Annotated in this window: 24 protein-coding genes and 2 tRNA genes; 14 read left to right on the top strand and 12 right to left on the bottom strand. The window is 64.5% G+C overall.

Annotated features, from left to right (window positions below):
- Positions 1-61: 61 nt before the first annotated feature.
- The 4 genes from F3W81_RS03185 to F3W81_RS03170 form a co-directional block, all read right to left on the bottom strand.
- The gene (locus F3W81_RS03185; protein ID WP_193082227.1) at positions 62-217 is read right to left on the bottom strand and encodes a hypothetical protein; all 156 of its coding nucleotides are present in this window, start codon (positions 215-217) and stop codon (positions 62-64) included.
- The gene (locus tag F3W81_RS03180) at positions 202-513 is read right to left on the bottom strand and encodes a helix-turn-helix domain-containing protein (RefSeq protein WP_226941830.1); all 312 of its coding nucleotides are present in this window, start codon (positions 511-513) and stop codon (positions 202-204) included. Before F3W81_RS03180 ends, F3W81_RS03185 begins: the two co-directional genes overlap by 16 nt.
- A 2-nt stretch (positions 514-515) precedes the next feature.
- Positions 516-1,499 carry a TRAP transporter large permease subunit gene (locus F3W81_RS03175; RefSeq protein WP_193082225.1) on the bottom strand — a complete coding sequence of 328 codons (984 nt, stop codon included), beginning with the start codon at positions 1,497-1,499 and terminating at the stop codon, positions 516-518.
- A 288-nt stretch (positions 1,500-1,787) separates the two neighbouring features.
- The gene (locus F3W81_RS03170; protein ID WP_193082224.1) at positions 1,788-2,738 is read right to left on the bottom strand and encodes a nucleoside hydrolase; all 951 of its coding nucleotides are present in this window, start codon (positions 2,736-2,738) and stop codon (positions 1,788-1,790) included.
- A gap of 167 nt (positions 2,739-2,905) precedes the next feature.
- Between F3W81_RS03170 and F3W81_RS03165 the strand changes: the two genes are divergently transcribed.
- From F3W81_RS03165 to F3W81_RS03125, 9 genes are all read left to right on the top strand, one after another.
- Positions 2,906-3,880 carry an isopenicillin N synthase family dioxygenase gene (locus F3W81_RS03165; protein ID WP_226941829.1) on the top strand — a complete coding sequence of 325 codons (975 nt, stop codon included), beginning with the start codon at positions 2,906-2,908 and terminating at the stop codon, positions 3,878-3,880.
- A gap of 48 nt (positions 3,881-3,928) precedes the next feature.
- The gene (locus F3W81_RS03160) at positions 3,929-4,975 is read left to right on the top strand and encodes an ABC transporter substrate-binding protein (RefSeq protein WP_193082222.1); all 1,047 of its coding nucleotides are present in this window, start codon (positions 3,929-3,931) and stop codon (positions 4,973-4,975) included.
- 112 nt (positions 4,976-5,087) lie between these two features.
- Positions 5,088-6,152 carry an ABC transporter ATP-binding protein gene (locus F3W81_RS03155; RefSeq protein WP_193082221.1) on the top strand — a complete coding sequence of 355 codons (1,065 nt, stop codon included), beginning with the start codon at positions 5,088-5,090 and terminating at the stop codon, positions 6,150-6,152.
- Positions 6,149-6,988, top strand: a complete 840-nt coding sequence (locus F3W81_RS03150; protein ID WP_193082220.1) for an ABC transporter permease — start codon at positions 6,149-6,151, stop codon at positions 6,986-6,988. The genes F3W81_RS03155 and F3W81_RS03150 overlap by 4 nt, the downstream gene beginning before the upstream one ends.
- 1 nt (position 6,989) lies before the next feature.
- The gene (locus F3W81_RS03145) at positions 6,990-7,769 is read left to right on the top strand and encodes an ABC transporter permease (RefSeq protein WP_193082219.1); all 780 of its coding nucleotides are present in this window, start codon (positions 6,990-6,992) and stop codon (positions 7,767-7,769) included.
- Between the two features lie 4 nt (positions 7,770-7,773).
- Positions 7,774-8,469, top strand: a complete 696-nt coding sequence (locus tag F3W81_RS03140) for a GntR family transcriptional regulator (protein ID WP_193082218.1) — start codon at positions 7,774-7,776, stop codon at positions 8,467-8,469.
- Positions 8,462-10,375, top strand: coding sequence for an NAD(P)-dependent oxidoreductase (locus F3W81_RS03135; protein WP_193082217.1), 1,914 nt, complete (start codon positions 8,462-8,464; stop codon positions 10,373-10,375). Before F3W81_RS03140 ends, F3W81_RS03135 begins: the two co-directional genes overlap by 8 nt.
- A gap of 206 nt (positions 10,376-10,581) precedes the next feature.
- Complete coding sequence (locus tag F3W81_RS03130) at positions 10,582-11,823, top strand: putative DNA modification/repair radical SAM protein (protein WP_193082216.1); 1,242 nt, start codon at positions 10,582-10,584, stop codon at positions 11,821-11,823.
- Complete coding sequence (locus F3W81_RS03125; protein WP_193082215.1) at positions 11,820-12,626, top strand: TIGR03915 family putative DNA repair protein; 807 nt, start codon at positions 11,820-11,822, stop codon at positions 12,624-12,626. The genes F3W81_RS03130 and F3W81_RS03125 overlap by 4 nt, the downstream gene beginning before the upstream one ends.
- Before the next feature lie 227 nt (positions 12,627-12,853).
- On the opposite strand, the gene F3W81_RS03120 is transcribed toward F3W81_RS03125, so the two are convergent.
- From F3W81_RS03120 to F3W81_RS03100, 5 genes are all read right to left on the bottom strand, one after another.
- Positions 12,854-12,930, bottom strand: a tRNA-Asp gene (locus F3W81_RS03120).
- Between the two features lie 139 nt (positions 12,931-13,069).
- Positions 13,070-13,146, bottom strand: a tRNA-Asp gene (locus F3W81_RS03115).
- Positions 13,147-13,281: 135 nt separating this feature from the next.
- Positions 13,282-13,890, bottom strand: coding sequence for a 3,4-dihydroxy-2-butanone-4-phosphate synthase (locus F3W81_RS03110; RefSeq protein ID WP_193082214.1), 609 nt, complete (start codon positions 13,888-13,890; stop codon positions 13,282-13,284).
- 3 nt (positions 13,891-13,893) lie between these two features.
- Positions 13,894-14,385: a flavin reductase gene (locus F3W81_RS03105; RefSeq protein WP_193082213.1), complete on the bottom strand. Its 492-nt coding sequence runs from the start codon at positions 14,383-14,385 to the stop codon at positions 13,894-13,896.
- Between the two features lie 91 nt (positions 14,386-14,476).
- The gene (locus tag F3W81_RS03100; protein WP_193082212.1) at positions 14,477-15,781 is read right to left on the bottom strand and encodes an amidase; all 1,305 of its coding nucleotides are present in this window, start codon (positions 15,779-15,781) and stop codon (positions 14,477-14,479) included.
- Between the two features lie 278 nt (positions 15,782-16,059).
- Between F3W81_RS03100 and F3W81_RS03095 the strand changes: the two genes are divergently transcribed.
- The 4 genes from F3W81_RS03095 to F3W81_RS03080 all read left to right on the top strand — a co-directional run bounded on the left by F3W81_RS03095 (position 16,060) and on the right by F3W81_RS03080 (position 20,189).
- Entirely contained in the window at positions 16,060-17,349 is a 1,290-nt protein-coding gene (locus tag F3W81_RS03095) for an ABC transporter substrate-binding protein (RefSeq protein ID WP_193082211.1), read from the top strand.
- Positions 17,350-17,411: 62 nt separating this feature from the next.
- Positions 17,412-18,272, top strand: a complete 861-nt coding sequence (locus tag F3W81_RS03090; protein ID WP_193082210.1) for an ABC transporter permease — start codon at positions 17,412-17,414, stop codon at positions 18,270-18,272.
- A gap of 13 nt (positions 18,273-18,285) precedes the next feature.
- Positions 18,286-19,128, top strand: coding sequence for an ABC transporter permease (locus F3W81_RS03085; RefSeq protein ID WP_193082209.1), 843 nt, complete (start codon positions 18,286-18,288; stop codon positions 19,126-19,128).
- Positions 19,125-20,189: an ABC transporter ATP-binding protein gene (locus F3W81_RS03080; protein WP_193082208.1), complete on the top strand. Its 1,065-nt coding sequence runs from the start codon at positions 19,125-19,127 to the stop codon at positions 20,187-20,189. Before F3W81_RS03085 ends, F3W81_RS03080 begins: the two co-directional genes overlap by 4 nt.
- 91 nt (positions 20,190-20,280) lie before the next feature.
- On the opposite strand, the gene F3W81_RS03075 is transcribed toward F3W81_RS03080, so the two are convergent.
- The 3 genes from F3W81_RS03075 to F3W81_RS03065 all read right to left on the bottom strand — a co-directional run bounded on the left by F3W81_RS03075 (position 20,281) and on the right by F3W81_RS03065 (position 23,000).
- Positions 20,281-21,204: a LysR substrate-binding domain-containing protein gene (locus F3W81_RS03075; protein ID WP_193082207.1), complete on the bottom strand. Its 924-nt coding sequence runs from the start codon at positions 21,202-21,204 to the stop codon at positions 20,281-20,283.
- A 194-nt stretch (positions 21,205-21,398) separates the two neighbouring features.
- Positions 21,399-22,304, bottom strand: coding sequence for a nitrilase-related carbon-nitrogen hydrolase (locus F3W81_RS03070; protein ID WP_193082206.1), 906 nt, complete (start codon positions 22,302-22,304; stop codon positions 21,399-21,401).
- Between the two features lie 9 nt (positions 22,305-22,313).
- Positions 22,314-23,000, bottom strand: a complete 687-nt coding sequence (locus F3W81_RS03065) for an isochorismatase family protein (protein WP_193082205.1) — start codon at positions 22,998-23,000, stop codon at positions 22,314-22,316.
- Between the two features lie 211 nt (positions 23,001-23,211).
- On the opposite strand from F3W81_RS03065, the gene F3W81_RS03060 reads away from it, so the two are divergent.
- Positions 23,212-24,708 (top strand): MFS transporter, encoded by a 1,497-nt coding sequence (locus tag F3W81_RS03060; protein ID WP_193082204.1) that lies wholly within the window; start codon positions 23,212-23,214, stop codon positions 24,706-24,708.
- The last annotated feature ends 5 nt before the right edge of the window (positions 24,709-24,713 follow it).

Raw genomic sequence — 24,713 nt, 5'->3', positions numbered from 1 at the left:
CGTTGACGATCTCGACCTTCATCCCGTCCAGTTTCAGTACGTACTGGCGGTGATACTCTGCCTAGAACAGCGCCAGAATATCGCAGGTGCTGCGGAGCTTGCGCGGGTCTGCCGCGCGCTCGATCCGCACCGGCGTCACCAGAGTGCCGAAGGCCGACAGAACCGAGGCCAGCGGAGGATAGATCCCCTTGGGGCTTTCGGTCAGTTCGGCGACCATGCAGGCATGCACCGGCCCCGCGTCACCGAGGTCAGCTGCGTGCCATCCGCAATCGCCTGGCCGATGTGAAACAGCTTCAGCCTCAGCCGATAGCGCTCGGTCACAGGGTCCTGAAGCACACAGCCAAGGCTGACCAGCGTCTGCAGATAACGATAGACCCGGGCACGCGGCATCCCCAGCGGGATCCCCAGATCCGTCACCCGGCTGGGCTGGGACTGCGCCGCCACTTCCTCAAGAATCGAGAAAGCCGCCACCGTTGACTGGTTGGTGGTGTTGGAGTTGGTCATGTCCGTCATGCTTAAGCTCGGAAGAAAGCTGGCAGTGACAGGAAAGGCACGAAGGCGATCAGAACCAGCACGATCAGGCAGATGCCGATCATTGGCAGAATGGCGTGGGCGACCTTTTCCAGCCGCTGCTTGCTGATGGCCGCGACGATGAACAGACACAGCCCCACCAGCGGCGTGATCATCCCGATCATCAGGTTCTGCACGACCAGCACGCCGAACTGCACCGCTTTGATCTCCAGCAGCGCAAACACCTCGTTCAGGATCGGCATCGCCAGCACCAGCGCCGCCAGCGGCTCCAGAGACAGGCCCAGCACCAGCAGCACGAGGTTCAGCAGCAGGGTCATGATCCAAGGCTGTGCGCTGATGCTGCGCATGCCGATGGCAATGGCGCGCGGGATATTCTCAATCCGCAGAATGAACGCGCTCATCGAGGCCATGGCCACAATCAGCATCACCCCCGCCGTCATCGTCGCCGTGTCAAAGAAGGCCTGCGCGATGCTTGAGCCCGACAGCGTGCGATAGAGCAGCGTGCCGATCAGCCGCGCACAGAGCGCCACCACTGCCTCGGTCGGGGTGAACACGACCAAGCGGATGCCCCCGACGATGATCACCGGCAGGAACAGCGCCGGGATCATCACCGCCCCGATGGCCGAAGCCTCGGCCGTCGCCGCCCCCGAGACACCGGAAAACATCATAGAAGAGACGCCCTTGACCACCGCCAGCCCGCCCTTGACCCGGCCCACCAGCATCTGCGCAAAGCGCAGGACCTGACGCGTCAGGTTCTCCGAATCCATCAGGTTGCCCGCCAGAATGAAGAACGGCATGGTCAGCAGCACAAAGCTGTCGATCCCGGCGATCATCTTTTGCGGCAAGCCGATCATCAGCCGCCACTGATCGTTGATCAGCAGATAAGCGACCGGGGCCAGCCCCAGCGAAAAGGCAATCGGCACACCGACGATCATGAAAACCAAAAGGGCCACAAGATAGAGGGTCATTCCGCCAGCTTCGTCCCGTTGCGATACAGGATGGAGCCGAGGCTCTCTCCGATTGAAACAGCGGATGCCTTGGTGTCAGCAGCCCCTTCAGCTCAGGGATTGGTTTCCATCGAAACGGATGACCATACATCTGATTTCAAATGGTATTTTTAAATCTACGCAGCCGCGCGCCACAACAAGGCGACAGGCATCGGCCCTCACGAACACCCGCCGGACGGGAGTTCCATTCCACTTTCCGAACCCCGACGCGCTGTCAGACCCCTCCCGTCCCAGCGCGTCGCGGAAAGCTCAGACGGGCGCGCGTAGCGTCAGCAACGCGCCCTCGATCCGGGCATAAAGCTCGGCCGGGTCGGTGCAGCCGTTCAGCCACAGGCAATTGTCGGGATTGCCGGTCTGGCGCAGCCAGTCGACCACGGTCATCCCCGTCGTCAGCTCACCCGCGCATTCCACATCGACGGGGCAGAGCCGCCCGGTGAACAGCTCGGGCCAGATCAGCGCCGCCACTGCCACGGCATCATGCAGCGGCCGCGAGGCGGTGCCGTATTTCGCATTCCCGTAACGCTCGAAGAACTCCATCATCCCCGCGCAGGCCAGCATCACGTCGCCGCCATGGGCCGCGAGACTGGCCGACCAGTTCACCGGCGCGGGTGCGGCGTGGGTGCAATCCAGCGGCACCGCCGTCACCGGGATGCCCGCGCCCAGCACGATGCGCGCCGCCTCTGGGTCGACAAGGATGTTGTACTCGGCGGCGGGGGTCATGTTGCCGCCCTCAAAGTAGCCGCCCCCCATGAAGACGATGCGCGCAATATTCTGCGCCATCTCGGGCGCACGGCGCAAAGCCATCGCGATATTGGTCTGCGGGCCCAGCGCAATCAGCGTCACCGGCTCAGGATGGGCCAGCACGCTCTGCACGATGAAGTCCACCGCGTGCCCCTCTGTCGGCCCCTGACGCGCGGGCGCCCAGTCCCAGCCGTCAATCCCGGTCTCGCCGTGGATCTCGGGCACCGGGCGCGGCGCGCGCAGCAAGGGGCGCGGACAGCCCGCCGTCACCGCCAGATCGCCCCGCCCGGCCAGCTCGACAATGCGGCGGGCGTTATCGGTGGTCTGCTCCAGCCCCATGTTTCCGGCGACCGTGGTCAGGCCCAGCACCTCCAGCTCAGGGGCGCCCAGCGCCAGCAGGATCGCAAAAGCGTCGTCCTGCCCCGGGTCAGTGTCGATGATAACGGGAATACGCGGCATAGGAGGGGTCCTTTTCCAGGGAGGGGTGCAACCATAAGGTGACTCTGCGCTGCAATTTTGTGCGCGACGGCACAGGGGTCGAGATTTTTTCGCGTCCCGGTCCCGGCAGAGCTTCCCATACGGCAATGCTTCATTTTGGTATACAATATGCAAACAAGAGGTGCAGTGTGAAAGGTGAATTCGACAACATTCCCATCGTGGACCTTTCCGGGCTCGCAAATGAGGCATCGGAGCAGGATCGGGCCGCGGCGGTTGCCGCGCTGAAGGCCGCGCTTGAAACATCCGGCTTTGCCTATCTGTCCAACCATGGCGTCCCCGAGGACCTGGTCGAGCGGATGCGGCAGATGAACGTGGCCACCCACGCCCTCCCCGAGGAGGAGAAGGCCGCGCTCAAGATCAACGAGTTCCACCGTGGCTACATGCCGATGTCGACCTCGACGATCGTGACGTCTTCGGTGGCCAAGGTGACCAAGCCGAACCAGTCCGAAAGCCTGATGGTCATGCATGAGGTGCCCGAGGGCGCCCCCCATGCCGGTGAGCCGCTGCAAGGCCCCAACCAGTTCCCCGAGAGCCTCCCCGAGGTCGAACAGACTGCCAAAGCCTATATGGCCGAGATGACCAAGCTTGGCGCGCGCATTGCCGAAGGCCTTGCTGAAGCGCTGGGCCTGCCGCGGGATTGGTTCGCCCCCCACTTCCAGGACCCGACCTTGTTCCTGCGTCTGCTGCACTACCCCGAGCAGAAGGACGAGGAAGAGCTGTTCGGCTCCGCTCCCCATACCGACTATGGCTTTGTCACCCTGCTCAAGCAGGACAACGTCGGCGGGCTTGAGGTGCGCAACAAGCGTGGCGACTGGATCCCCGCGCCCCCCATTGAGGGCACCTTCGTGATGAACGTCGGTGATATCCTTGCGAAATGGTCCAACGGGCGTTTTGTCTCTACCCCCCACCGGGTGAAGAACCTCAGCCGCCGCGACCGCTATTCGCAGCCGTTCTTCTATGACCCCTCGATGCGTGCTCTGGTGGAATGCCCAGCGCAGATGCTTGAGGCCGGTGAAACCCCGCAGATGCAGCCGGTGCTCTATGGCGAGTATCTGCTGGAACGGCTCAACAAGAACTACGACTACCGCAAAAAAACGTCCTGAGGGCCCGCAAGGCACCGTACAGGCACCCAGCAACAGGGAACCACCCATATGATCGAACTGAACCGTCGCCACATGCTCAAGGCGCTTGTCGCCCTGGGCGGCGCTTCCATCCTCAACGTGCCCGCGGTTTATGCGCAGGCAGAAAACCTCGTGATCACCACCTATGGCGGGTCCTGGGAAAAGTTCTGGCGTGACACCCTCGTGCCCGGCTTCACCAAAGAGACCGGGATCGAGCCGACGCTCGATATCGGCCTTGGGCGCACCTACATGACCAACCTGCGCGCCGCCGGCACCGAGAACCCGCCCTACAGCTGCCTGATGACGAACGAGATCTACGCCACCGTCCTGCGCTCTGAGGGCTACTTCGAGGAACTCGACCTCGCCAAGCTGCCGAACTACGCCGATCTCTATCCCGTCGCGACCGAAGCCTCCAAGGGCTGGGCCGCTGTCGGGCTGATCTCTCCCATCGGTCTGGGCTATCGCAGCGATATGGTCTCTACCCCCCCGACCTCGTGGAAGGATCTCTGGGAGAACCCCGAGTTCAAGGGCCGCATCGGTCTCTACAACATCAAGAACTCCGCCGGTAAGATGTTCCTGATGCTGACCTCCATGATGTACGGCAAAGGCATGGACGATCTCGACACCGGCTTCGAGATGCTCAAGGAACTCGGCCCCGTCTACCAGACCGACTTCAACATGAGCACGGCCATGGCCACCGGCGAAATCGCCATCGCCCCCTTCGACTTCGGTGAGATTGCCCGTCTGCGCAATCAGGGCCTGCCCGTCGATTGCACCATCCCCGCCGAGGGGCTGATGATGTGGGACCAGACCTTCAACATCTGCAAGAACACCCCGGCGCGTGATGCGGCCTACCAGTACCTCGACTTCGTGCTCAGCCCGGTCGGTCAGGATCTGCTGATGCGTGAATTCTTCGTCTCCCCCGTCAACAAGACCGTGACGGTGCCCGAAGATCTGGCCCGCGACGTTCCCGTCTCCGGTGCCGCGATGGATCAGTTCATCGCTTGGGACTGGGACCTGATGAACGACAACGCCGAAGAAATTTCGCGCCGCTGGAACGAGATCTTCGGCGCTTAACCCCCGTTACCTCCCCAACTTCCCGCTCTGCCTCGTGCAGGGCGGGCTTTTTTCCAGGTTCGGCCTGCCTCTCTGCCGGGCGGGCTTTTCATCCAGAAACGGCCCTCATCCCATGACCGAAGTCTCCCTCCGCTCGCTGCAGAAGTTCTACGGCAAGACTGCCGCGCTCAAGGCGATCTCGCTCGACGTCAACCACGGTGAATTCGTCTCCCTGCTCGGCCCCTCGGGCTGCGGCAAGTCGACCACGCTGAAATGCATCGCCGGCTTCGAGGATATCACCGACGGTCGTATCTGCTTCGACAACAAGGACATCTCGCGCAAACTGCCCGAGGACCGCGATATCGGCATGGTCTTCCAGTCCTACGCACTCTTCCCCCATATGACTGTGACGCAGAACCTCGCCTTCGGGCTCGAGATGCGCCACGTCCCCAAGGCCGAGATCGCCCAGCGCGTCGCCCGCGCGATGGAGATGGTCCAGCTCACCCCCTATGCTGATCGCTACCCCAAGAAGCTCTCGGGTGGTCAGCAGCAGCGTGTCGCCCTTGCCCGCGCCCTTGTGATCGAGCCTGCGATCCTGCTGCTCGACGAACCCCTTGCCAACCTCGACGCCAAGCTGCGCGACGAGATGCGCGGTTTCATCCGCGATCTGCAAAAGCGCGTCGGCATCACCACGATCTACGTCACCCATGACCAGAACGAGGCGATGACCATGTCCGACCGCGTCGTCGTCATGTTCGACGGCGAGATCGCGCAGGCCGCGACCCCCGAAGATGTCTACAACCGCCCCGCGTCCGAACGCGTCGCGCGCTTTGTCGGCAACGCCAATATCCTCGACCTCCCCATCGCCCGGACCGATGCACAGGGCACCACCGTCACCCTGCCCGGCGGTGCCACACTGCAGATCACGCGCCCAGCGCCCTCAGGGCAGAGCCGTCTGCGCGTCATGGCCCGCCCCGAACAGATCACCCTGACCAGCGCCGACCTCGGCCAGCTTCCGGGCCGGATCGAGAAGCGCTACTTCAGCGGCGGCCATGTCGAATACAGCGTCGCGACCGACTGCGGCCCGCTGTTCGTCACCGGCCCCACGACGCAGCACTTCGCCGAGGGCGACTCGGTTGGTCTCTGCTTCGATCCCGCCCGCCTCTGGCCCCTGCCCGATGCGGAGAGCGCGCAATGAAGCGGTTCCGCGCCACCCTCCTGATCGTCCCCACTGCCGCGCTGATCTTCTTCTTCGTGATCCTGCCGTATGTCACCGTCCTGCTGATGAGCTTTCGCGCCCCCGCCGACGGCCAGCCCTACGGTCAGGGGTTCAGCCTTGAGGGCTACCAGCAGTTCTTCAGCCAGCCCTACTATGCGCTGTCGCTGCCAAGCTCGCTTGCGCTGGGCATGGCGACGACCTTTGTCTGCCTCGTGCTCGGCTATCCCATCGCCCTGCATATCGCGACCGCCTCGCGCCGCTGGCGGGGTCTGCTCTATGGCATCGTGCTGTCACCGCTTCTGGTCGGCATCGTGGTGCGCAGCTACGGCTGGACCATCCTTCTGGGCAACTCCGGCGTCATCAACTCGTCCCTGCGCAACCTCGGCCTGATCGACCGGCCGCTGCCGCTGATGTACAACAACTTCGGCGTCATCCTTGCGCTGGCGCATGTCTTCCTGCCGTTCATGGTGCTGCCGCTGCTGTCATCGCTGCAAAGCATCGACCCCGCCATCGCCCAAGCCGCCCGCTCGCTCGGCGCACGCCGCTTCACCATCTTCCGCCGCGTGACCTTTCCCGTCTCGATGCCCGGCGTTCAGGCAGGCTGCATCCTGGTCTTCGTGCTGGCGATCTCCTCCTACGTCACGCCCTCACTTGTCGGGGGCATGCGCGTCAAGACCACCACGCTGTTGGTGATTGACGCCCTGATCGACCAGTACCAATGGCCCTTTGGCTCGGCCATGGCGCTGATCCTTGCCGTCACCGCCGGGATCGTCGTGCTGATCTTCGCCCGCCTGACCCGCATGAAGTGGACCTGAGATGCGTATCGCCACCCCCCTGCTCGCCCTGTTCCGCACGCTGGTCTATGTCTTCCTGTTGGCACCCATCGTTGTCGTGGTCCTCGCCTCGCTGAACGCAGGCAACTTCCTGACCTTCCCGCCCCAAGGCCTCAGCCTGCGCTGGTTCTGGACCTTCCTGAACAACGACATCTTCCTCAACGCCATCGCCTATTCCGCGACGCTGGCCGCCTGCGCGACGGCCGTCTCGCTGGTGCTGGGCACCATGGCTTCGCTCTACTTCACCCGCCACGCCGGCAAACACGCCGAGGCGGTGCGCATCGCCGTCCTGCTGCCGCTGATCCTGCCGGAAATCCTGACCGCCATCGCCCTGCTGTTCTTCTTTTATGAGATCGGCGTCGGCACCGAGCACAAGATCGCCCTGTTCACCGGCCACGTGCTGATGACCCTGCCGTTCATCTTCCTCAACGTGAACACCTCGCTGCAGGGGCGCGACGACTCGATCGAACTCGCTGCCCGCACGCTGGGGGCGTCGCGCTACACTGCCTTCCGTCGCGTGACTCTGCCGCTGATTGCACCCGGCCTCTCGACGGGGGCGGTTTTCGCCTTCATCATCAGCTTTGATACCTTCGGGATTTCCTTCATCCTCAAGGGCACCGGGTCCGCACCCCTGCCGATCCAGCTGTTTGACTACCTGCGTTTCAATTTCACCCCCGAGGCCGCCGCCGTGTCCACCGTCTCCATCCTGATGACCCTCGTTCTGGTGGTCGCCGCCGACCTTCTGTTCGGACGGCGTGACTGACACGATGACCCAGCTCAATGCCCAGCTGAACCTGCGCCCCATCGGGCTTGAGGTCGCCGACCGTCTCGAAGCGGCCATCGTGCGCGAAACCTTCCCGCCCGGTGAAAAGCTGCGCGAGGTCGAGATCTGCGCCCAGTTCGGCGTCTCCCGCTCGCCCCTGCGCGAGGCCTTCCAGATCCTTGAGAACCGTGGCCTTGTCGAACGCCGCCCCCGCATCGGCACCCGCGTCACCGAGCTTTCCGTCCAGACCCTGGACGAGATCACGCTCTGCCGCGCCCCGCTTGAGGCCGCCTGCTCCGGCCTGCTCGCCGCGCTGCCCGATCACGCCCGCGTCGCCGCCGCGCTGGAGGTGGAGCTTGACGCCATGCGCGCCGCCCAGACCAGCGGCGACCCCCTCGCCGGGTTCGAGGCCAACGTCCGCATGACCCTGCTGTCGCACAATCGCTGCGGCAACGGCGTTCTGGTGCGCCTGCTCAGCCAGCTCGACGTCTCGGCCCTGCGCTATCGCTACCGCGCCTACCGCCAGATGCCGCAGATGCTGACCTCGATGATCACCAGCAACGCCGAGATGGTCGCCGAAATCCGCGCCGGTCATGTCGAGCAGGCCCGCAGCGTCACCGAGCAACTGGTCTGGCGCGCGTGGGAGACCACGCGCCAGCTGTTCCTCGATTCCGAGATGCACAAGTCCGAAGATGCCTGATATCGCGCTGCTGGGCTCCATGATGGACAGCGTTCAGGCCCAGCTGCGCCGCCTCGGCACACCGATCCCGCACGATCAGCTCGCCGCCCTGCCACAGGCCCGCCGCGACGCCATCACCTGCGCCGTGACCTCTGCCGTGAACGGCGCGCCTCCCGCGCTGCTCGACCTGCTGCCCAACCTCACGCGCATCGTCTCGGCCGGGGCCGGGCGCGACCGGTTCGACCAAGATGACCTCGCCCGGCGCGGCATTGCGCTCTGCGACACCGGCGCGCTGGTCTCTTCCGACACCGCCGATATGGCGATCGCTCTGCTCTATGCGCTGGCCCGCGATCTCGTCCACGCCGATGCCCATGTCCGCTCCGGCACATGGGCGCAGGCGCACTTCGGCCACCGCACCCGCGTCGCGGGCAAGACCGTCGGTGTCGTGGGCTTGGGCCGCATCGGCTGGCTGATCGCGACCCGCCTCGCCGGGGCTGGCCTCAAGCCGATCTACCACACCCGCACCCCGCGCCCCGACGCGCCATGGCCGCACGAGCCTGACCTTGCCACGCTCGCCGAACGCTCTGACTTCCTGATCATCGCCGTCCCGGGCGGCGCGGCCACCACTGGCCTGATCGACGCCACGATCCTGCGCGCCCTCGGCCCAAACGGCGCGCTGATCAACATCTCCCGCGGCTCCGTCATCGACGAGGAGGCCCTGATCGAGGCGCTGACCTGCGGCACCATCAAGGCCGCCGCCCTCGACGTCTTCCGTGATGAGCCGACGCCCGATCCGCGCTTTGCGACCCTGCCCAACACCATTCTGACGCCCCATATCGCCGCGATCACCGAAGATTTCGCAACCGAACTCGCGGCTGAAATCGCCCGTCTCGTCGCCGATGCGCTGCCCCGGCCCACCCACGCCGCGACACCCCTCGCGACACCCGCCCTTGTCGCCCATTGCGACTGGAGCATGGACCCAGACAAACGCCAGATGGCCACGGCCCTGCGCAAAGCGGATCACTGGCACATCACCGCCCCTGAGCCCGTCGGCCCGACGCAGGACCTGCTGCCCCGCCTGCAGGCCCGCGCACCGGGCGCGCTGTTCCTCGGCTTCGACTTCCCAATCGGCCTGCCTGCGGCCTACGGCGCGCGCACCGGCCTGTCGGATTTTCCCGCCGCCCTCAGGGCCTTCGGCACGCCGCCGTGGGAGCAATGGTTCGACGTCTGCGAAACCCCAGCGCAGATCTCGCAGCACCGTCCCTTCTACCCAAAACGCCCCGGCGGCACCAAGCGCGACCACCTGCTCAGCGGCCTCGCCCTGCCCGGACCCGCCGCTCTGCTGCGTGCGTGCGAGTCCGCCACGCCCGACCGCCCCGCCGCCTGTGCGCTGTTCTGGACGCTGGGCGGCAATCAGGTCGGCAAGGGCGCGATCACCGGCTGGCGCGAGGTGCTGCAACCCAACCTCGCCCAGCTCAGCCTCTGGCCCTTCCACGGCCCGCTGCACACGCTGCTGCGCAGCGGCATCACCGTGGCCGAGACCTACCCGGGCGAAGTCTACGGCCAGATCGGCCTGCCCCGCGCCCCCCGCTGGAGCAAGCGCGCCCAGACCGGCCGCGCCTCGGTCGCCCCGGCAATCCTGTCGCACATCACCCGGCGCGGTCACACCCTCGCCCCCGGTCTGCAAGAGAGCATCACCGATGGCTTCGGTCCCAAACCCTCTGGCGAGGATCCCTTCGATGCGCTGATCGGTCTGCTCGGGATGCTCGACGTGCTCGACGGTCACCGCCCCTCAGGCGCCCCCGACACGCCCCGCGTCACGCAGTGGGAGGGCTGGATCCTCGGACAGTCCGCGCCGCCGTCCAAGCTGCCGTCTGAACCGCCATCCACCCTGCCATCTGCACTACCTTCCACCCTCCCGTCCTAACCGCCGTCCTCGCTCTAAACGTCCCCGCTCTCGGCGACTTCCGGCGGATAAGTGCCCTTGGCCCACCGGCCCAAGACCCAAATCTTGCAAATCCGCGCCAATGTTCTATCTTTGTTCACAAATCCCCCGACTCGCATATTTGCAAACAGCCTCAGCGCAGTTTGCAAAGACGGCGCAAAGGGGCTGAGACAGGAAGGACCCCGCCCATGGCGCAGCTCGACACCAGCGAAAAGCTCACCATCCTCGCGGATGCCGCGAAATACGATGCCTCCTGCGCCTCCTCCGGCGCCAAAAAACGCGATTCGCGCACGGGCACCGGCATCGGCTCGATCACCGGCGGCGGCATCTGCCACGCCTATGCCCCGGACGGGCGCTGCATCAGCCTGCTCAAGATCCTGCTGACCAACAGCTGCATCTTCGACTGCCACTATTGCATCAACCGCCGCAGCTCCAACGTCCGCCGCGCCCGTTTCACCGCGCAGGAGGTCGTCGACCTCACCCTCAGCTTCTATCGCCGCAACTATATCGAAGGCCTCTTCCTCTCCTCCGGCATCATCGCCAGCTCCAACTACACGATGGAGCAGATCAACGAGGTCGCGCGTTGCCTGCGCGAAGACCACGACTTTCGCGGCTATATCCACCTCAAGACCATCCCCGATGCCGACCCCGCGCTGATCGCGCAGGCTGGCCGCTACGCCGACCGCATCTCGATCAACGTCGAGCTGCCGACGACACAGGGCCTGCAAATCCTCGCCCCCGAGAAATCCGAGACCCAGATCGAAGGCGCCATGGCCAATATGGCCAGCGTGATCGAGGACGGCGCCGATGCCCGCCGGCGCTACAAATCCGCGCCCGCCTTTGCCGCTGGCCAGTCGACCCAGATGATCATCGGCGCCGACGCCGCCAGCGACCGCGACATCGTGCACCGCGCCTCCGGGCTTTATACGCGCCACCGGCTCAAGCGGGTCTATTACTCCGCCTTCAGCCCGATTCCCGACGCCTCTGCCGTGCTGCCGCTGCAGCGCCCGCCGATGCTGCGCGAACACCGGCTCTATCAGTCCGACTGGCTGATCCGCTGCTATGATTTTTCGCTGGCCGACGTCACCTCCGTCACCGACCCCAGCGGCATGCTCCCCCTCGATATCGACCCAAAGCTCGCCTACGCGCTGAAATTCCGCGACCAGTTCCCGGTGGATGTGAACCGCGCCCCGCGCGAGATGCTGCTGCGAATCCCCGGCCTCGGGCCGACCGCCGTCAAACGCCTGCTCGCCGCGCGCCGCTACCGCAGCCTGCGCCTGTCGGACGTCGCCCGCGCCACCACCTCGCTGAAAAAGCTGCGCCCCTTCATCATCTGCGAGGACTGGCGCCCCGTGACCCTGACCGACAGCGCCGACCTCAAGGCCCTCATCGCGCCGAAACCAAAACAGCTGGAGCTGTTCCCCGCATGACCCGCCATCTGATCCGCCTCGACGCCGCCGATGATTTCGACGGCTGGCGCAGCGCCGCCCGGGCGCTGGCCGCGGCCGAGGTGCCCGCCGACCAGATCCTGTGGCAGGTCGGCGACCAGCCCGCCGACCTCTTCGCCCCCGCGCCGCGCCCTCTGCCGACGCCCACGCGCGCCCTCACCGTGCCGAAAGGCTTCCTGCCCCTCGCCCGCAGCGCGCTGTTGCACCGCGATCCCGAACGCTTTGCCCTGCTCTATGCGCTGCTGCTGCGCGTCGCGCGCCAGCCCGGCCTGCTGCACGACAAGACCGACCCGCTGTGCCGCCGCATCGACGCCCTCGCGCAGACCGTCCACCGCGACATGCACAAGATGCACGCCTTCCTGCGCTTTCGCGAGATGAGCACCGCGACCGGCCCGCGCTATGTGGCGTGGTTCGAACCCGATCACCACATCACCCGCGCCAATGCTGGCTTTTTCGTCGGCCGTTTCGCCACGATGCACTGGTCGATTCTGACGCCCGACACCTCGCTGCACTGGGACACGGAGACCCTGCGCCAGGGCCCCGGGGCCAGCGTGCAGGACGCCGCCCCCGGTGACCCGCTGGAGGAGGTCTGGAAGGCCTATTACGCCGCCATCTTCAACCCCGCCCGCCTGAACCCCAAGGCGATGCTCAGCGAGATGCCGAAGAAGTACTGGAAGAACCTGCCAGAGGCCGCGCTGATCCCCGATCTGATCGCCGGTGCGCGGGCACGAGAGATCGAGATGATCGATAGGTCGCGCAATGCGGCTCTCGCGCCGGGGCGTTAACCACGGCGGCGTAGCGCAAAACCGCACCGTTCAGATACCGACGCAATACCGACCAGATACCGACAGGGCGATTTGAGGGATTTCGCGGCGTTAACCTCTGACCGAGGCGGGAGGAGCCAGCTGCCCTGCCCCAAGCCGTCACCGGCAGCCGAAACATATCGTTAACGCAAAGAGATCCGCGCCCCCCGAAGGGGGCGTGTCACAATCGGATATCTTTAGGGGATAAGTGGCGCGGTTGACGGGGCTCGAACCCGCGACCCCCGGCGTGACAGGCCGGTACTCTAACCAACTGAGCTACAACCGCGCATGTGGGGCGGAATAGACCGAGGGGCCGGGGGCGTCAATGCAAAAATGACCTCTTGGTCAGATCTTTTTGTTTGGGTGTAAGGTATTGCCAGATATGAAAAAAGCGTCCCCTAGGGGACGCTTTTCTATGACGGCAGTGGCGCGGTTGACGGGGCTCGAACCCGCGACCCCCGGCGTGACAGGCCGGTACTCTAACCAACTGAGCTACAACCGCGTAGCTGCCGTGGAGCGCGTTCTATGGCGAGGGTGCGCAGGCGTCAAGCAGGAATTTCCCAAGTTCTGAAACTTCCTGCATTTTCCTGTCACGGGCGCCCCTCAACCCCTTGCAATTACGTGCTATTTTTCGACCTCAGACCAGTGGCGCAATCGCTCTGGCATCGACACAGACCAGCCCCTGCGCCCTGGCAAAGGCCTCGGCGTCCGCATCGCTGAGCGCCTCTCCCCCCGCCCCGATCATCGAACAGAGCGCCGCCACCGGGGAAAGCCCCGCCGCCTTCAGCAAAGCCAGTGCGCAATCGGCCTGCGCACCGGCATCCCCCTCACTGATCTGGGGGAAGATATGGCCCGGTGTGACGATCCGCTCTCCGGTGTCGCAGTGAGTCGCCGTCAGAATCGTAAGCGCCCGATCTGCCGAGGAAATTCCGGTCTCGATCCCCTCGCGTGCTTCGATCGAGACGGTGAAAAGCGGCCGCTCGCCGCCGCCCCGGCGCGGTTGCAGCGACAGTCCCAGCATTGCCGCCTTGCGCGGTGTCAGCGCCATGCCGACCAGCCCACGGGCCTCGCGCGCCATGAAGTTCACGCGCTCTGGCGTCACCGCCTCGGCCGCCATCGCCAGAACCGGCCCGGCCCGGGTGCCGCTCAGCACGACGATCCTGCCCTCGGCCAGCGCCTCACAGGCCTGTGTAACCTCTTCGCTCAGCGCGGTGTTCCCATCGAAATCCATATCCTGCAGTATCATCTGTCAAACCCTAAGCTCATGAAATCGCCGCCCGAAATAGGCTGATGCCGCAGCGCCCGCCTGCTGCACGATGCCCACCACCTCGCAAAACAGCACCTCATGGGTGCCAACTGCGTGGCGGTGGGTGATCATGCAGTCAAAGCTGACGACGGCCTGTTCCAGCACCGGTGCGCCCGTCACCGCGCGCCCCCAGGTGGCTTTTGCAAAGCGCTCCTCCATCGGGGTCTTGCCGCCGAACAGCATCGCCAGATCCTGATGCAGAGGCCCCACCGTATTCACGCAGAGCGCCTCATGCGCCAGAAACGCCGGGGCCGCCGAGGAGGATCGGTTCAGGCAGACCAGCAAGGTCGGCGGGCTGTCGGTGACCGAGCAGACGGCGGACGCGGTGAAGCCCGACCGCCCCGCCTCGCCATCCGTGGTGACGATATTGACCGCCCCTGCGAGGCTGGCCATCCCATCGCGAAAAGCCGCCTGAGTGACATGGCTATGGCGCATGACATCTTCCTTTTTCCCTGTTTTCCCAAAGCCTAAGCTGAGCACCGCGCCCGGACGAATGACGTTTCATTTGGCAGGGGCTGAGCATTCCTCACCCCTCCAGAATCGCCTGTGCCGCCAGCCCTGCGATCACCAGAGCGGTGCGATCCGCATAGCGCCGCGTGACGAAGGACAGACCCAGCGGCATCCCGTTCGGCCCCGTCAGACCGGGCGCCGAGACGACAGGCACCTGCAGCAGCGTCCAGAGTGAATTCATCGTCGCATCGCCGGTAAAGGCCAGCCCGACGGGCGCCTCACCACAGGCGGAGGGGGTCATAACCGCATCAAAGCCTTGGGCAATTTCGTCAAAGGCCGCGCGACAGCTGTCGGCATGGGCATAGGCCCAGCGGGCCTGATCCGGGGTGATCTGGCGGGCATTGCCAACCATGTCGTGAAACTGGTCGTGCAGCTCGGGGCAGCGGCGGACTTCGTTCAGGAAGGCGCTGCGTCCCTCGCGCGCCAGAATGATCGTATGGGCCGCATGCAGGTCATTGAAGATAGAGGGCAATTCCAGCTCGACCACCTGCGCGCCCTGCCCGCGCAGATAGGTCGCGCCCCGCGCCATGGCATCGCGCATCGAGGGCTCTGTCGCCTCCCAGACCGGCGTGCGGCACAGCGCGATGCGCAATCCCTCAAGGCTCTGCGGCTCAGGGCTCGGGTCGAGGTCGAATACATCCGCAAGAAGCTGCAGATCGCCTATCTCGCGGGCATATAGACCCAGCGTGTCGCAGGTCAGCGAATAAACTTTCAGCCCCTCGCGCGAGATGGCGTTCCAGGTCGGCTTCCAGCCGAAGATGCCGTTGAACGACGCCGGGCGGATGGTCGAGCCCCCGGTCTGCGTGCCGAGCGCCACCGCGCACATCCCCGCCGCCACCGCCGCTGCCGAGCCAGAGGAGGACCCCCCCGGCGTGCGCGTCAGGTCATGCGGATTGCGCGTCTTGCCACCGCGCTGCCCGGCGGCGAATTCCGTGGTCACCGTCTTGCCCACGATCAGCGCCCCGGCGGCGCGCAGGGTATCGACGCAAGCGGCATCCACGCCCGTCATAACCCCCTCATAACGCTTCGTATTATGGCTAGTCGGCATATCGAACGTGGCAATCACATCCTTGACGCCCACGGTCACGCCCGCCAGCTTACCAAGGCTCTCGCCCGCATCGACAGCCACGGCCTGGGCGCGCAGCAGATCGGCGTCGAAATAGGCAAAGGCCTGCACATCGGGCTCGCTCTCGGCGATGGCGGCGATGGTGGCTTCGGCCACGTCCAGCGCGCTGATGCGCCCCGAGGCGACCTCGGCCACAAGGGCGCAGGCCGTCATGGACTGCGGGTTTGGACGGTCAATCTGGTGTTCGAAGTTCATCGCGTGCCTCTGCATAACGGGTCGGGACCACCTAAACAGCATCCGCGTTTCGCTGCACCGCAGCTTTCCTCAGCGCACGCGTGAGTTTTCCTCAATTGCCCGATCCCGCCTGCCTCCGCGAAGCTTTGAGAAGGGGCGGCCCGACGCAGCCCAGACCACAAGACCAACAGAACCGACGCGCATCAAGGACCCAGCCGCCCCCCGGCCCGCCGCAAAGGCAACCCGGGGTGGCGTCACAAAAATGGGCCGTGCGCCACTCACGTCCGCAGGAGGGATGTATGACACCCAAGACACCGAAAGCCGAAAAGACCGGCCTGTCGCGCCGCAGCTTGCTGAAAACCGGTGCCGCCGCAGGCGTCGCCAGCCTGTTCCCGGCACCGATGCTCTGGGCGCAGAACATCAAGGACATCAAGATCGTCCATGCCGGGCAAAGCTATTCGACGATCCCCAATATCGCCGAACAGGCCAACAAGGATCTGGGCTTCACGGTCGAGATGCAGACCCTCGACCAGACCACCCAGACCAACCGCATGCTGACGCAGGCCGATACGCTGGATGTGGTCGATCTGCCCAATACCTCGATGAAATATTTCCTCGGGCGTGACATCCTGATGCCGCTGGCGGTCAAGGACTACAAATGGTGGGACAAGACCGTGCCGCTGTTCACCGCCGGCACCTATCCCAGCGGCGAGGCCTATTCGATGCAGGGCTATGCGCCGATCAAGGCGCAGTACTATACCTCTGAAAAGGCAGATGAATACTCGCTGACCCCAACGGAATGGCTGGTCGGTGTGCCGCTTTATTACAACGCCGACACCATCGGCATCCGCCCCGATCTGATCGACCGTCCGATCACCAGCTGGGCCGATCTGCTCAGCTCGGAGTTCACCGGCAAGGTGGCGCTGCAGGACGGCGTGGCGATCGGCGTGCCCGACGCCGCCATGGCGCTGGAGGCCATGGGCGAAGTCACCTACGTCGACAAGGGCAATATGACCAAGGCCGAGATCGACGCCACCATAGACAAGCTGATCGCCTACAAGAAGGACGGCCATTTCCGCAGCTTCTGGACCACATTCGAGCAGTCGGTACAGCTGATGGCCTCCGGCGAAGTGGTGCTTGAATCGATGTGGGCCCCCGCCGTGACCGAGGTCCGCACCCGCGGAATCGAGTGCAAGTACAACGGCATGAAGGAAGGCTATCGCGGCTGGTACATCATGATGATGGGCATGGGCCATCTGACCGGTCTGCAGCGCGACTGCGCCATCGAGTACATGAACTGGTACAACTCCGGCTGGGTCGGCGCCTTCATCTCACGTCAGGGCTTCTACAACTCGGTCCCCGACAACGTGAAGCCGCTGATGAGCGAGAACGAATACGGCTACTGGTACGAGGGCAAGCCCGCCACCGCCGACATCCTCAACCCCTTCGGCAAGGTGATGGAGACAGCTGGCGCCGTGCGCGATGGCGGCGCCCTCTGGGACCGGATGGGCAATATCGGCATCTGGAATTCGCTGATGGACGAGGACCGCTATCTGGTGCGTCGCTGGCAGGATTTCATCGCCGCCTGATCCCCGACTGGCCGTGGCGCGCCTGCGCCACGGCCCCCTGTCGCTCATAAAGGAGGCCTTTCATGAAGCTCTCTCCCAAAGCCGTTTCGCTGCTTCAGATCGCGCCGATGGGCATCATCTTTGCGGCGATGGTGCTGGTGCCGCTGGTGATCATCTTTGTCGTCAGCTTCCTCGACTACGATTTCGCCCAAGTCTTCCCCGAGATCTACCTCGGCTCCTGGAAGGATGTGTTCACGTCACAGCTGACGCTGAACCTCTACGAGACGACGTTCAAATTCGTCGCGATCGTCTGGGTAGTCACCTTCACCCTGGGCTTTTCAATCGCGTATTTTCTGGTGTTCCATGTCCGCTCCATGCAGGTGCGCCTGATGCTGCTGGCGGCCATCGCCATTCCATTCTGGACCTCCGGCCCGATCCGCGCCGTCGCTTGGGTGCCCCTGCTGGGGCGCGAGGGGCTGGTCAATCAGGCGCTGCTCGGCCTCGGCATCGTGACCGAGCCTGTCAGCTGGCTGATGTATTCCGAATTCGCCATTCTGATCGCCTATATCCACCTGCTGACCATGCCGATGGTGATCACCATCTCGAATTCGATGATGAAAGTGCCCCGCTCGATCATTCAGGCCGCGCAGGACGCCGGAGCGTCCGAGTTCCAGATCATCCGCGAGATCATTCTGCCCCTCGCCCGTCCCGGCATCGCCATCGGCACGATCTTTGTCGTCACCGCCGTCATGGGTGATTTTTTCATCGTCAAGACGATGTCCGGCGGTCAGGTCAACACGGCCACCATGGCTATCGTGACCGAGCTGAACGCCTTTCAGTACCCCCCCGCCGCCGCGAAGTCCGTGCTGATGCTGGCCATCGTGCTGGGCCTTGTGGCGATCCTGCTGCGCTTTGCCGACATCCGCAAAGAACTGACGAAATAGGAAGGTTCCCGCCATGGCCACCCGCAAACGCAAACGCCCGCTCAGCTTCTACGTCCTCGCCACGCTGCTTGGGGGCTATGCGATCTTTCTATATGCCCCAATGGCTTGCGTCTATGTGCTGTCGTTTCAGGGGCCACAGGGGGGCATGTCCTTTCCCATGGTCGGCTGGTCGACGCATTGGTTCGAGGTGCTGTTTCAGGGCACCGGCGGGCAAGGCGTCGGCGACATTCCCGCCGCCTTCCGCCGCTCGATCCGCATGGCGGTGATCGTGGCCGTGCTGAGCATGATCATCTCGGTCGCGGCGGGCATGGCCTACCGACGCAAGTTTCCCGGTGCCAACCTCGTGTTCTATTCCGCCATCGCCTCGATGGTGCTGCCGGGCATCTTCGTCGGCTTCGGCATCGCGCTGACCTTCAACCTGCTCGGCTGGCGGGTGAACTGGTTCACCTCCGGCATCGGCGCGCAGCTGACATGGACCCTGCCCTTCGGCATGCTGATCATGTTCATCGTGCTGGGCCGCTTCAACCCCGCCTACGAGGAAGCCGCGACCGATCTTGGGGCCAATGCCCGCCAGCGGTTCTGGATGGTGATCGTGCCGATCATCCTGCCCGGCATCATTGCCATCACCATGGCCTCGCTGACCTCATCTTACGAGGAAATCGCGCGGACCCAGCTGAACGTCGGCACCGGCAACACCATGCCGATGGAGATCACCGGCCTGCTGACCGCCGCCACCTCTCCCGTGATCTTTGCCGTCGGCACCATCACCACCTTCGTCTCCTTCTCGCTGGTCATCGCGTCGCTGCTCGTCATGACGCGACTGGCCAAGCGCCGCTCTTCAAGGACCGCCCAATGAGCCTGATCCAGCTGAAACCGCAAACCGCCCCCGCCGCGTCCGGCAAAAGCCACCTCAAGCAGGCCACGCAGGGCCACCGTTTCGATGCCGAGCTGGTTGCCGTGACCAAACGCTACGGCACCGGGCCTGCGGCGGTCGCAGATATCTCCCTGCGCATTCCGCGTGGCAGTTACTGCTGTCTGCTTGGCCCGTCTGGCTGCGGCAAGTCCACCACCCTGCGCATGCTCGCCGGGCATGAGGACGTCAGCGAAGGCGCCATCCTGATCCATGGCGAAGAGGTCACCCATAAGCTGCCGGTCGATCGCGGCACCTCGATGATGTTTCAGGACTACGCATTGTTTCCGCATCTGTCCTGCCTCGACAACGTCGCCTTTTCGCTGAAGGTGCGCGGCGTCGCCACCAGGGAGCGCCGCGCGCAGGCCCGCCAATATCTTGAGCTGGTGCAGATGGACCACCTCGCCGACCGCCTGCCCAATCAGCTGTCGGGCGGCCAACAGCAACGCGTCGCGCTGGCGCGCTCGCTGATCACCCGGCCCAAGGTGCTGCTGCTGGATGAGCCGCTGTCGGCGCTGGACCCGTTCCTGCGGGTCAAGATGCGCTCAGAGTTGAAGCGTATCCAGAAAGAGCTCGGCATCTCCTTCATCCACGTCACCCATTCGCAGGACGAGGCTCTGGCCCTGTCGGACATGATCGTCGTGATGAATGATGCCAAAATCATGCAGGCCGCCCCGGTGCGCGAGGTGTTCGAGACGCCGACGAACGCCTTTGTCGCGCGCTTCCTTGGCGGGCAAAACGTGCTCAACAGCAATGGCCGCGAGGTCTCTGTGCGCACGGATCGCTGCAGGCTCGGTCACGCGACGGGTCTGCGCAGCGTCGAGGGCCAGATCGCGATGATCGAATATCAGGGCAATATCGTCCGCATCACTTTGCAAACCCCACTCGGGGACGAGATGACGGTTTTGCAAAGCGACACTGACTATTTCGCGCAAAACCCCCAGATCGGCGACACCGCGATGATGAGCTGGCAGGCGAGCGACGAACATATCCTTGCACCAACTTGAGCCTGCGCCGCACTGAAATGCGACAGGCCGCCCGTGTCATGGGCGGCCTGTCGGATATGCAAACTCTGCTGGGAAATTTGCAAACAGGCCGTCAGGCCGCATGCACCAGCGTGTTCTGGCGCACTTTGCCAAGGATCCAGTCCTTGAACCGCTGCATCGTCTCGCGGCTGTCGGGCTTCCACGGCGACAGCAGGTAATAGGCGCTGCGGATCGGATAGCTTTCCGCCACCTTGACCAGATCGCCACGCGCAATCGCCTGTCCCGTCAGCAGCGACCGCCCCAGGATCACCCCGGCCCCGGCACGCGCGGCATCAATACCCGTCGAAGCCTGATTGAAACGCGATCCATGGGAGATATCGCCCCGCGACACGCCATATTCCGCGAGGTATCGGGTCCAGTCGGGATATGTCCCCTCCAGCCCGTCCTGATTGCGGTCGACATGCACCAGAGGCGCATGGGCCAGTATCTCTTTCGGATCATTGCCAAAGCGCGCGGCCAACTCCGGCGCGCAGACCGGCACGATCTCTTCTTCCAGCAGCGGCTCGACCTGACAATCCAGCGCGCTCTGCCAGTTCAGGATGCGAAAATCGCTCTCCTGCTCCTCAGCCTCCCGGCGCGAGATGAAGGTACGTACATTCAGATCCACATCAGGCTCGATCACCATGAACTCGCCCAGCCGCGGCATCAGCCAGAGCGAGGCGACAGAGGTCGAGGCCGAGACGGTCAGACGGCGCCGCACGTCCTCCTCAAGCTGGGTCAGCGACATCACCGCGTCGTTGATCAGATCCAGCGCCTGCGTGATCCGGGCGACATTGGCGCGGGCGTCCTGCGTCAACTCGATCCGGCTGTTCTTGCGCAGGAACAACTGCACCTGCAGGAACTCCTCCAACATGCGGATCTGATGGCTGACGGCCGTCGGGGTGACGCAAAGCTCGTCCGCAGCCTTGACGACAGAGCCGTGGCGCGCCGTTGCCTCAAAGGCACGAATGGCATTCAGGGGCGCTCGTTTTCGCATGTTTCTCACCTGTTGCACAAAGCCCGAAACCGGGCGGATCCCCACCCTGAGCTTAGCGAACCACAGCGGGCCGTGACGCCGCAAGCGGCCTGCAACAGCTGCCTGCGAGACTGACAACGAACGGCGATAAAATGAGCATACGTCCGGACAAGTGCCTAAATAGCCATGGGCCCGCATATCGCGCGCCCATGACCTCAGCGGCGGGAAACGCCGCCCGGACGTGCCTGATAGGCCTGCGGGCGCAGGTTGGCAGCGAAATCCCAGCGCGCGCGCAACGCCGCCTGATGCGAGAGTGAGACTTCGACCACGACGACCTCGTCGCCCATGGTCTCCGCCGTGGCGATCACCTCGCCTTCGGGGCTGCAGATGAAACTGTCGCCGATATAAGTCACGCCGCTTTCCACGCCCGCCTTGCCCGCCGCAATCGTATAGGTGGCATTGGCGAAAGCGCCGCCGCAGATCGCCAGCCGCGACGCCGCGCGCGCCTTGTCCAGCGTGCCGCCGTTCATCACCGGCGTGTTGTAGGACACGGCGAACAGCTCGGCCCCGGCCTGCATCAGCGCGCGGTAGCTTTCGGGAAAGCGACGATCATAGCAGATCATTCCGCCAACCTGCGCCGCCCCCAGATCGAAGACCGGAAACCCCAGATCACCCTCGAGGAAATAGTGTTTCTCAAGAATCGTGATCTCCTTTTCGGGGTCCGGCGTGGTCTGGCCGGGGATATGCACCTTGCGAAACAGCCCGCGCGCCTGCCCCTGTGCATCGATAAAGGCCATGGCATTGTAGACGCCAGCCGGATGCGCTTCGGCATGAGGAAGCACCACGGACATGGCATGCTCTTTCGCCGCCGCGCAGACCCGGGCCATCGCCGCCGCATTCAGCGCAACCGAGGCAAAGGGTTCGACCGACGGGCGGATTTCGGTGGCGAAATAAGGCGTCAGCGCCAGTTCAGGCAAGACCGCGATCTTCACCTGCCGCGCCGCCGCCTCTGCCAGCAGAGCGACAATACGCTCCGTCGTCTCGGGAATCGTGGCGGAGGCCGGGCCAAGTTGCAGCGCTGCGACATTGAAGCGATCCTGAGGCGTTCGATTGGGGCTCATCTCGTCACCTCAGGCAGATTTCTGCACGGCATCGGGGCCGGCAATGATCGCCATCGCCGCCGCCTCGTCGATCACGTCACAGATCTTGAACTGCATGTCGAACAGCGCGGCGGCATGGCTCATCTGGATGCGGTCAAACACGCCCTCCTCGACCACCATCATCTTGTAGCCCATGGCTTCGCCCTCGACACAGGAGGCGCGCACGCAGCCCGAGGTCGAGTTGCCGACGGTCAGCAGCCCGTCCACGCCCAGCTCGGATAGGATCATGTGCAGGTTGGTGAAGGTGAAGCAGCTTGGAGTCTGCTTTTCCAACAGGATATCGCCCGGCTGCATCGCCACTTCGGCCTGAATTTCCGACCGTGGATCGCTCGCGGCGAATACGCCTGCGGCGGATTTGGCCAAGCCGGTATGCGGGTGGAACACATGTTTGGAATAGATCACCGGCATGCCCGCTGCGCGCGCCGCCGCCAGCAGCCGCTGCTGAACCGGAATCGCCGCCCAGGCATGCGGCCCACAGGCCCCCGGATAGCGCTCCAACTGCTCATGAATCGGGCGGTCCTCGCCAATCGCCGTCACCTGCATGTCGATCACCAGCAGCGCCGTCTTCCGCCCCGGACCGTGTGGCACCCGCAAATTCCGCCGACGCGCCACCTCGCGGTCCTCCTGCGTGAGGAATTCTTCCCAAACTCGCGCCATGTCGCACCTCTCCTGTCGTTGTTGCGCAAAGGCTATGACGCCCGGGCACCGCCTCCGAATGCGGAAATCTCTGGCGCTGGCTGAGAAAAGCTTTGCACCGCCCTGCTGAGAAAAGTTGCGCGCCGGCTTTAGCTTTTCTCTTTTGACGCCTCACGCGCGCACGGACCATTCCAACAGGACGCGCCCTGTTCGTCGCACGTAGAGGTGTTCCTTGTCCAAACTGTCTCATCGGCGCCAGATCTCGATCGCCTTCGTCGTGGCCTGCGCCTTTCTGATGCAGGGCGTGGATTCAACCCTGCTGACGATCGCCATTCCGACCATTGCCCGCGATCTGGGCCAGTCGCCGCTGTCGCTGCATGTGCTGATCACCGCCTATCTGCTCAGTCTGGCGGTCTTCATGCCGGTCTCGGGCTGGTTCGCCGACCGTTTTGGCGCGCGACGGGTGTTCTGCGGCGCTCTGGGCGTCTTCATGGCGGGCTCTGTGCTGTGCTCGGTCATGCCGGAGCTGTGGATGATGGTGCCGTTCCGCCTGCTCCAGGGGTTCGGAGGCGCGCTGATGACGCCCGTCGGGCGCATGATCGTGTTGCGCGCCTTTGGCCGGGGGCGGACGCTGGATGCGATGACATGGCTGACGATCCCGGTGCTGATCGGGCCGCTTATCGGGCCGCTGATTGGCGCGGCACTGGCCGAGATGGCGCATTGGCGGCTGCTGTTTCTGGTCAACCTGCCGATCTGCGCCGCCGCGATCCTTGGCGCACGTCACCTGATCGAGGCTGAGGCGCCCGTGGGTGCCAAACGCTTTGATCTCAAAGGCTTCGCCCTTGCCGGGCTGTCGCTGGTCCTGTTCCAGCTGGGGATCGAGGCGCTCGGCCATGCCCGCTTCGGCCCGCTTGGTGCTGCCTGTCTGGGGGGCGGCGCGCTGGCGCTGTTTCTGGTCTATCGCCGCCACGCCCGCCGGATGCAGGCCCCCGCCCTAGACCTGTCGCTGTTTGCGCAGCGTGGCTTTGCCATCGGCGTCGTCGCGGGCGGCATCGGGCGCAGCGGGCTGAACTCTATGGCCTTTCTGACACCGCTGATCCTGCAACTGGGGCTGGGGTTTCGCCCAATCACCGCCGGTCTGCTCTCGGCGCTCGCCGCCCTTGGCTCCTTCGCCTCGAAACCTCTGCTCAAGGGCTTCATCGCGCGCCATGGTTTTCGCTGCGTGATGATCACGCTGACACTGACCGGCTCGGCCTCCGTCGCCGTCTTCGCTCTGATCACGCCCAACTGGCCATTGCTGCCTCTGCTCGCGGTCTGCATCGTCGCGGGGGCGATCCGCACGCTCTATTTCAACGCGGCAAACACGCTGACCTATACGGCGCTGTCAGATCACCAGCTGTCGCGCGCCGTCTCCTCGGCGGGTGTGTTCCAGCAGCTCTCCATGGGCCTTGGCATATCGCTGTCGGCGGCGCTGCTGTCGCTGCTGCAGGGCGACGCGGCTGCCGTTTCTCTGGGCGATTTCCACGCAGCCTTCCTCTGCATGGCCGTGATCCCACTGCTGTCACTGCCGGTTCTGGCACGCCTCGCCCCTGCAGACACAGGCCCCGTCGCACCGGGGCTGAGAAAATCTCAAGCCCCCCGGCGAAATAAGTCGATTGGCCCGCAGCCCAGTCTGGCGAAAGCTGAGCCCAACCCAGCGCACCACCCCACCGTGGTCGAGAGACATTGAAAGGT

The sequence above is a fragment of the Pseudooceanicola spongiae genome (assembly GCF_014899185.1).
In the GTDB taxonomy this organism is placed as follows: Bacteria; Pseudomonadota; Alphaproteobacteria; order Rhodobacterales; family Rhodobacteraceae; genus Pseudooceanicola; species Pseudooceanicola spongiae.
Note: the sequence above shows the minus strand (reverse complement) of the source record. Positions and strands in the feature narration are given on the sequence as shown.

What these genes read in the sequence shown, in the direction of transcription:
- F3W81_RS03065 (WP_193082205.1), bottom strand. Translation starts at nt 23,000, where the DNA reads ATGGCGCGAGTTTGGGAAGAATTCCTCACGCAGGAGGACCGCGAGGTG.
- F3W81_RS03140 (WP_193082218.1), top strand. Translation starts at nt 7,774, where the DNA reads ATGACCCAGCTCAATGCCCAGCTGAACCTGCGCCCCATCGGGCTTGAG.
- F3W81_RS03185 (WP_193082227.1), bottom strand. Translation starts at nt 217, where the DNA reads ATGGTCGCCGAACTGACCGAAAGCCCCAAGGGGATCTATCCTCCGCTG.
- F3W81_RS03085 (WP_193082209.1), top strand. Translation starts at nt 18,286, where the DNA reads ATGGCCACCCGCAAACGCAAACGCCCGCTCAGCTTCTACGTCCTCGCC.
- F3W81_RS03170 (WP_193082224.1), bottom strand. Translation starts at nt 2,738, where the DNA reads ATGCCGCGTATTCCCGTTATCATCGACACTGACCCGGGGCAGGACGAC.
- F3W81_RS03155 (WP_193082221.1), top strand. Translation starts at nt 5,088, where the DNA reads ATGACCGAAGTCTCCCTCCGCTCGCTGCAGAAGTTCTACGGCAAGACT.
- F3W81_RS03125 (WP_193082215.1), top strand. Translation starts at nt 11,820, where the DNA reads ATGACCCGCCATCTGATCCGCCTCGACGCCGCCGATGATTTCGACGGC.
- F3W81_RS03080 (WP_193082208.1), top strand. Translation starts at nt 19,125, where the DNA reads ATGAGCCTGATCCAGCTGAAACCGCAAACCGCCCCCGCCGCGTCCGGC.
- F3W81_RS03070 (WP_193082206.1), bottom strand. Translation starts at nt 22,304, where the DNA reads ATGAGCCCCAATCGAACGCCTCAGGATCGCTTCAATGTCGCAGCGCTG.
- F3W81_RS03105 (WP_193082213.1), bottom strand. Translation starts at nt 14,385, where the DNA reads ATGCGCCATAGCCATGTCACTCAGGCGGCTTTTCGCGATGGGATGGCC.
- F3W81_RS03090 (WP_193082210.1), top strand. Translation starts at nt 17,412, where the DNA reads ATGAAGCTCTCTCCCAAAGCCGTTTCGCTGCTTCAGATCGCGCCGATG.
- F3W81_RS03100 (WP_193082212.1), bottom strand. Translation starts at nt 15,781, where the DNA reads ATGAACTTCGAACACCAGATTGACCGTCCAAACCCGCAGTCCATGACG.
- F3W81_RS03075 (WP_193082207.1), bottom strand. Translation starts at nt 21,204, where the DNA reads ATGCGAAAACGAGCGCCCCTGAATGCCATTCGTGCCTTTGAGGCAACG.
- F3W81_RS03110 (WP_193082214.1), bottom strand. Translation starts at nt 13,890, where the DNA reads ATGATACTGCAGGATATGGATTTCGATGGGAACACCGCGCTGAGCGAA.
- F3W81_RS03160 (WP_193082222.1), top strand. Translation starts at nt 3,929, where the DNA reads ATGATCGAACTGAACCGTCGCCACATGCTCAAGGCGCTTGTCGCCCTG.
- F3W81_RS03135 (WP_193082217.1), top strand. Translation starts at nt 8,462, where the DNA reads ATGCCTGATATCGCGCTGCTGGGCTCCATGATGGACAGCGTTCAGGCC.
- F3W81_RS03180 (WP_226941830.1), bottom strand. Translation starts at nt 513, where the DNA reads ATGACGGACATGACCAACTCCAACACCACCAACCAGTCAACGGTGGCG.
- F3W81_RS03150 (WP_193082220.1), top strand. Translation starts at nt 6,149, where the DNA reads ATGAAGCGGTTCCGCGCCACCCTCCTGATCGTCCCCACTGCCGCGCTG.
- F3W81_RS03175 (WP_193082225.1), bottom strand. Translation starts at nt 1,499, where the DNA reads ATGACCCTCTATCTTGTGGCCCTTTTGGTTTTCATGATCGTCGGTGTG.
- F3W81_RS03130 (WP_193082216.1), top strand. Translation starts at nt 10,582, where the DNA reads ATGGCGCAGCTCGACACCAGCGAAAAGCTCACCATCCTCGCGGATGCC.
- F3W81_RS03145 (WP_193082219.1), top strand. Translation starts at nt 6,990, where the DNA reads ATGCGTATCGCCACCCCCCTGCTCGCCCTGTTCCGCACGCTGGTCTAT.
- F3W81_RS03095 (WP_193082211.1), top strand. Translation starts at nt 16,060, where the DNA reads ATGACACCCAAGACACCGAAAGCCGAAAAGACCGGCCTGTCGCGCCGC.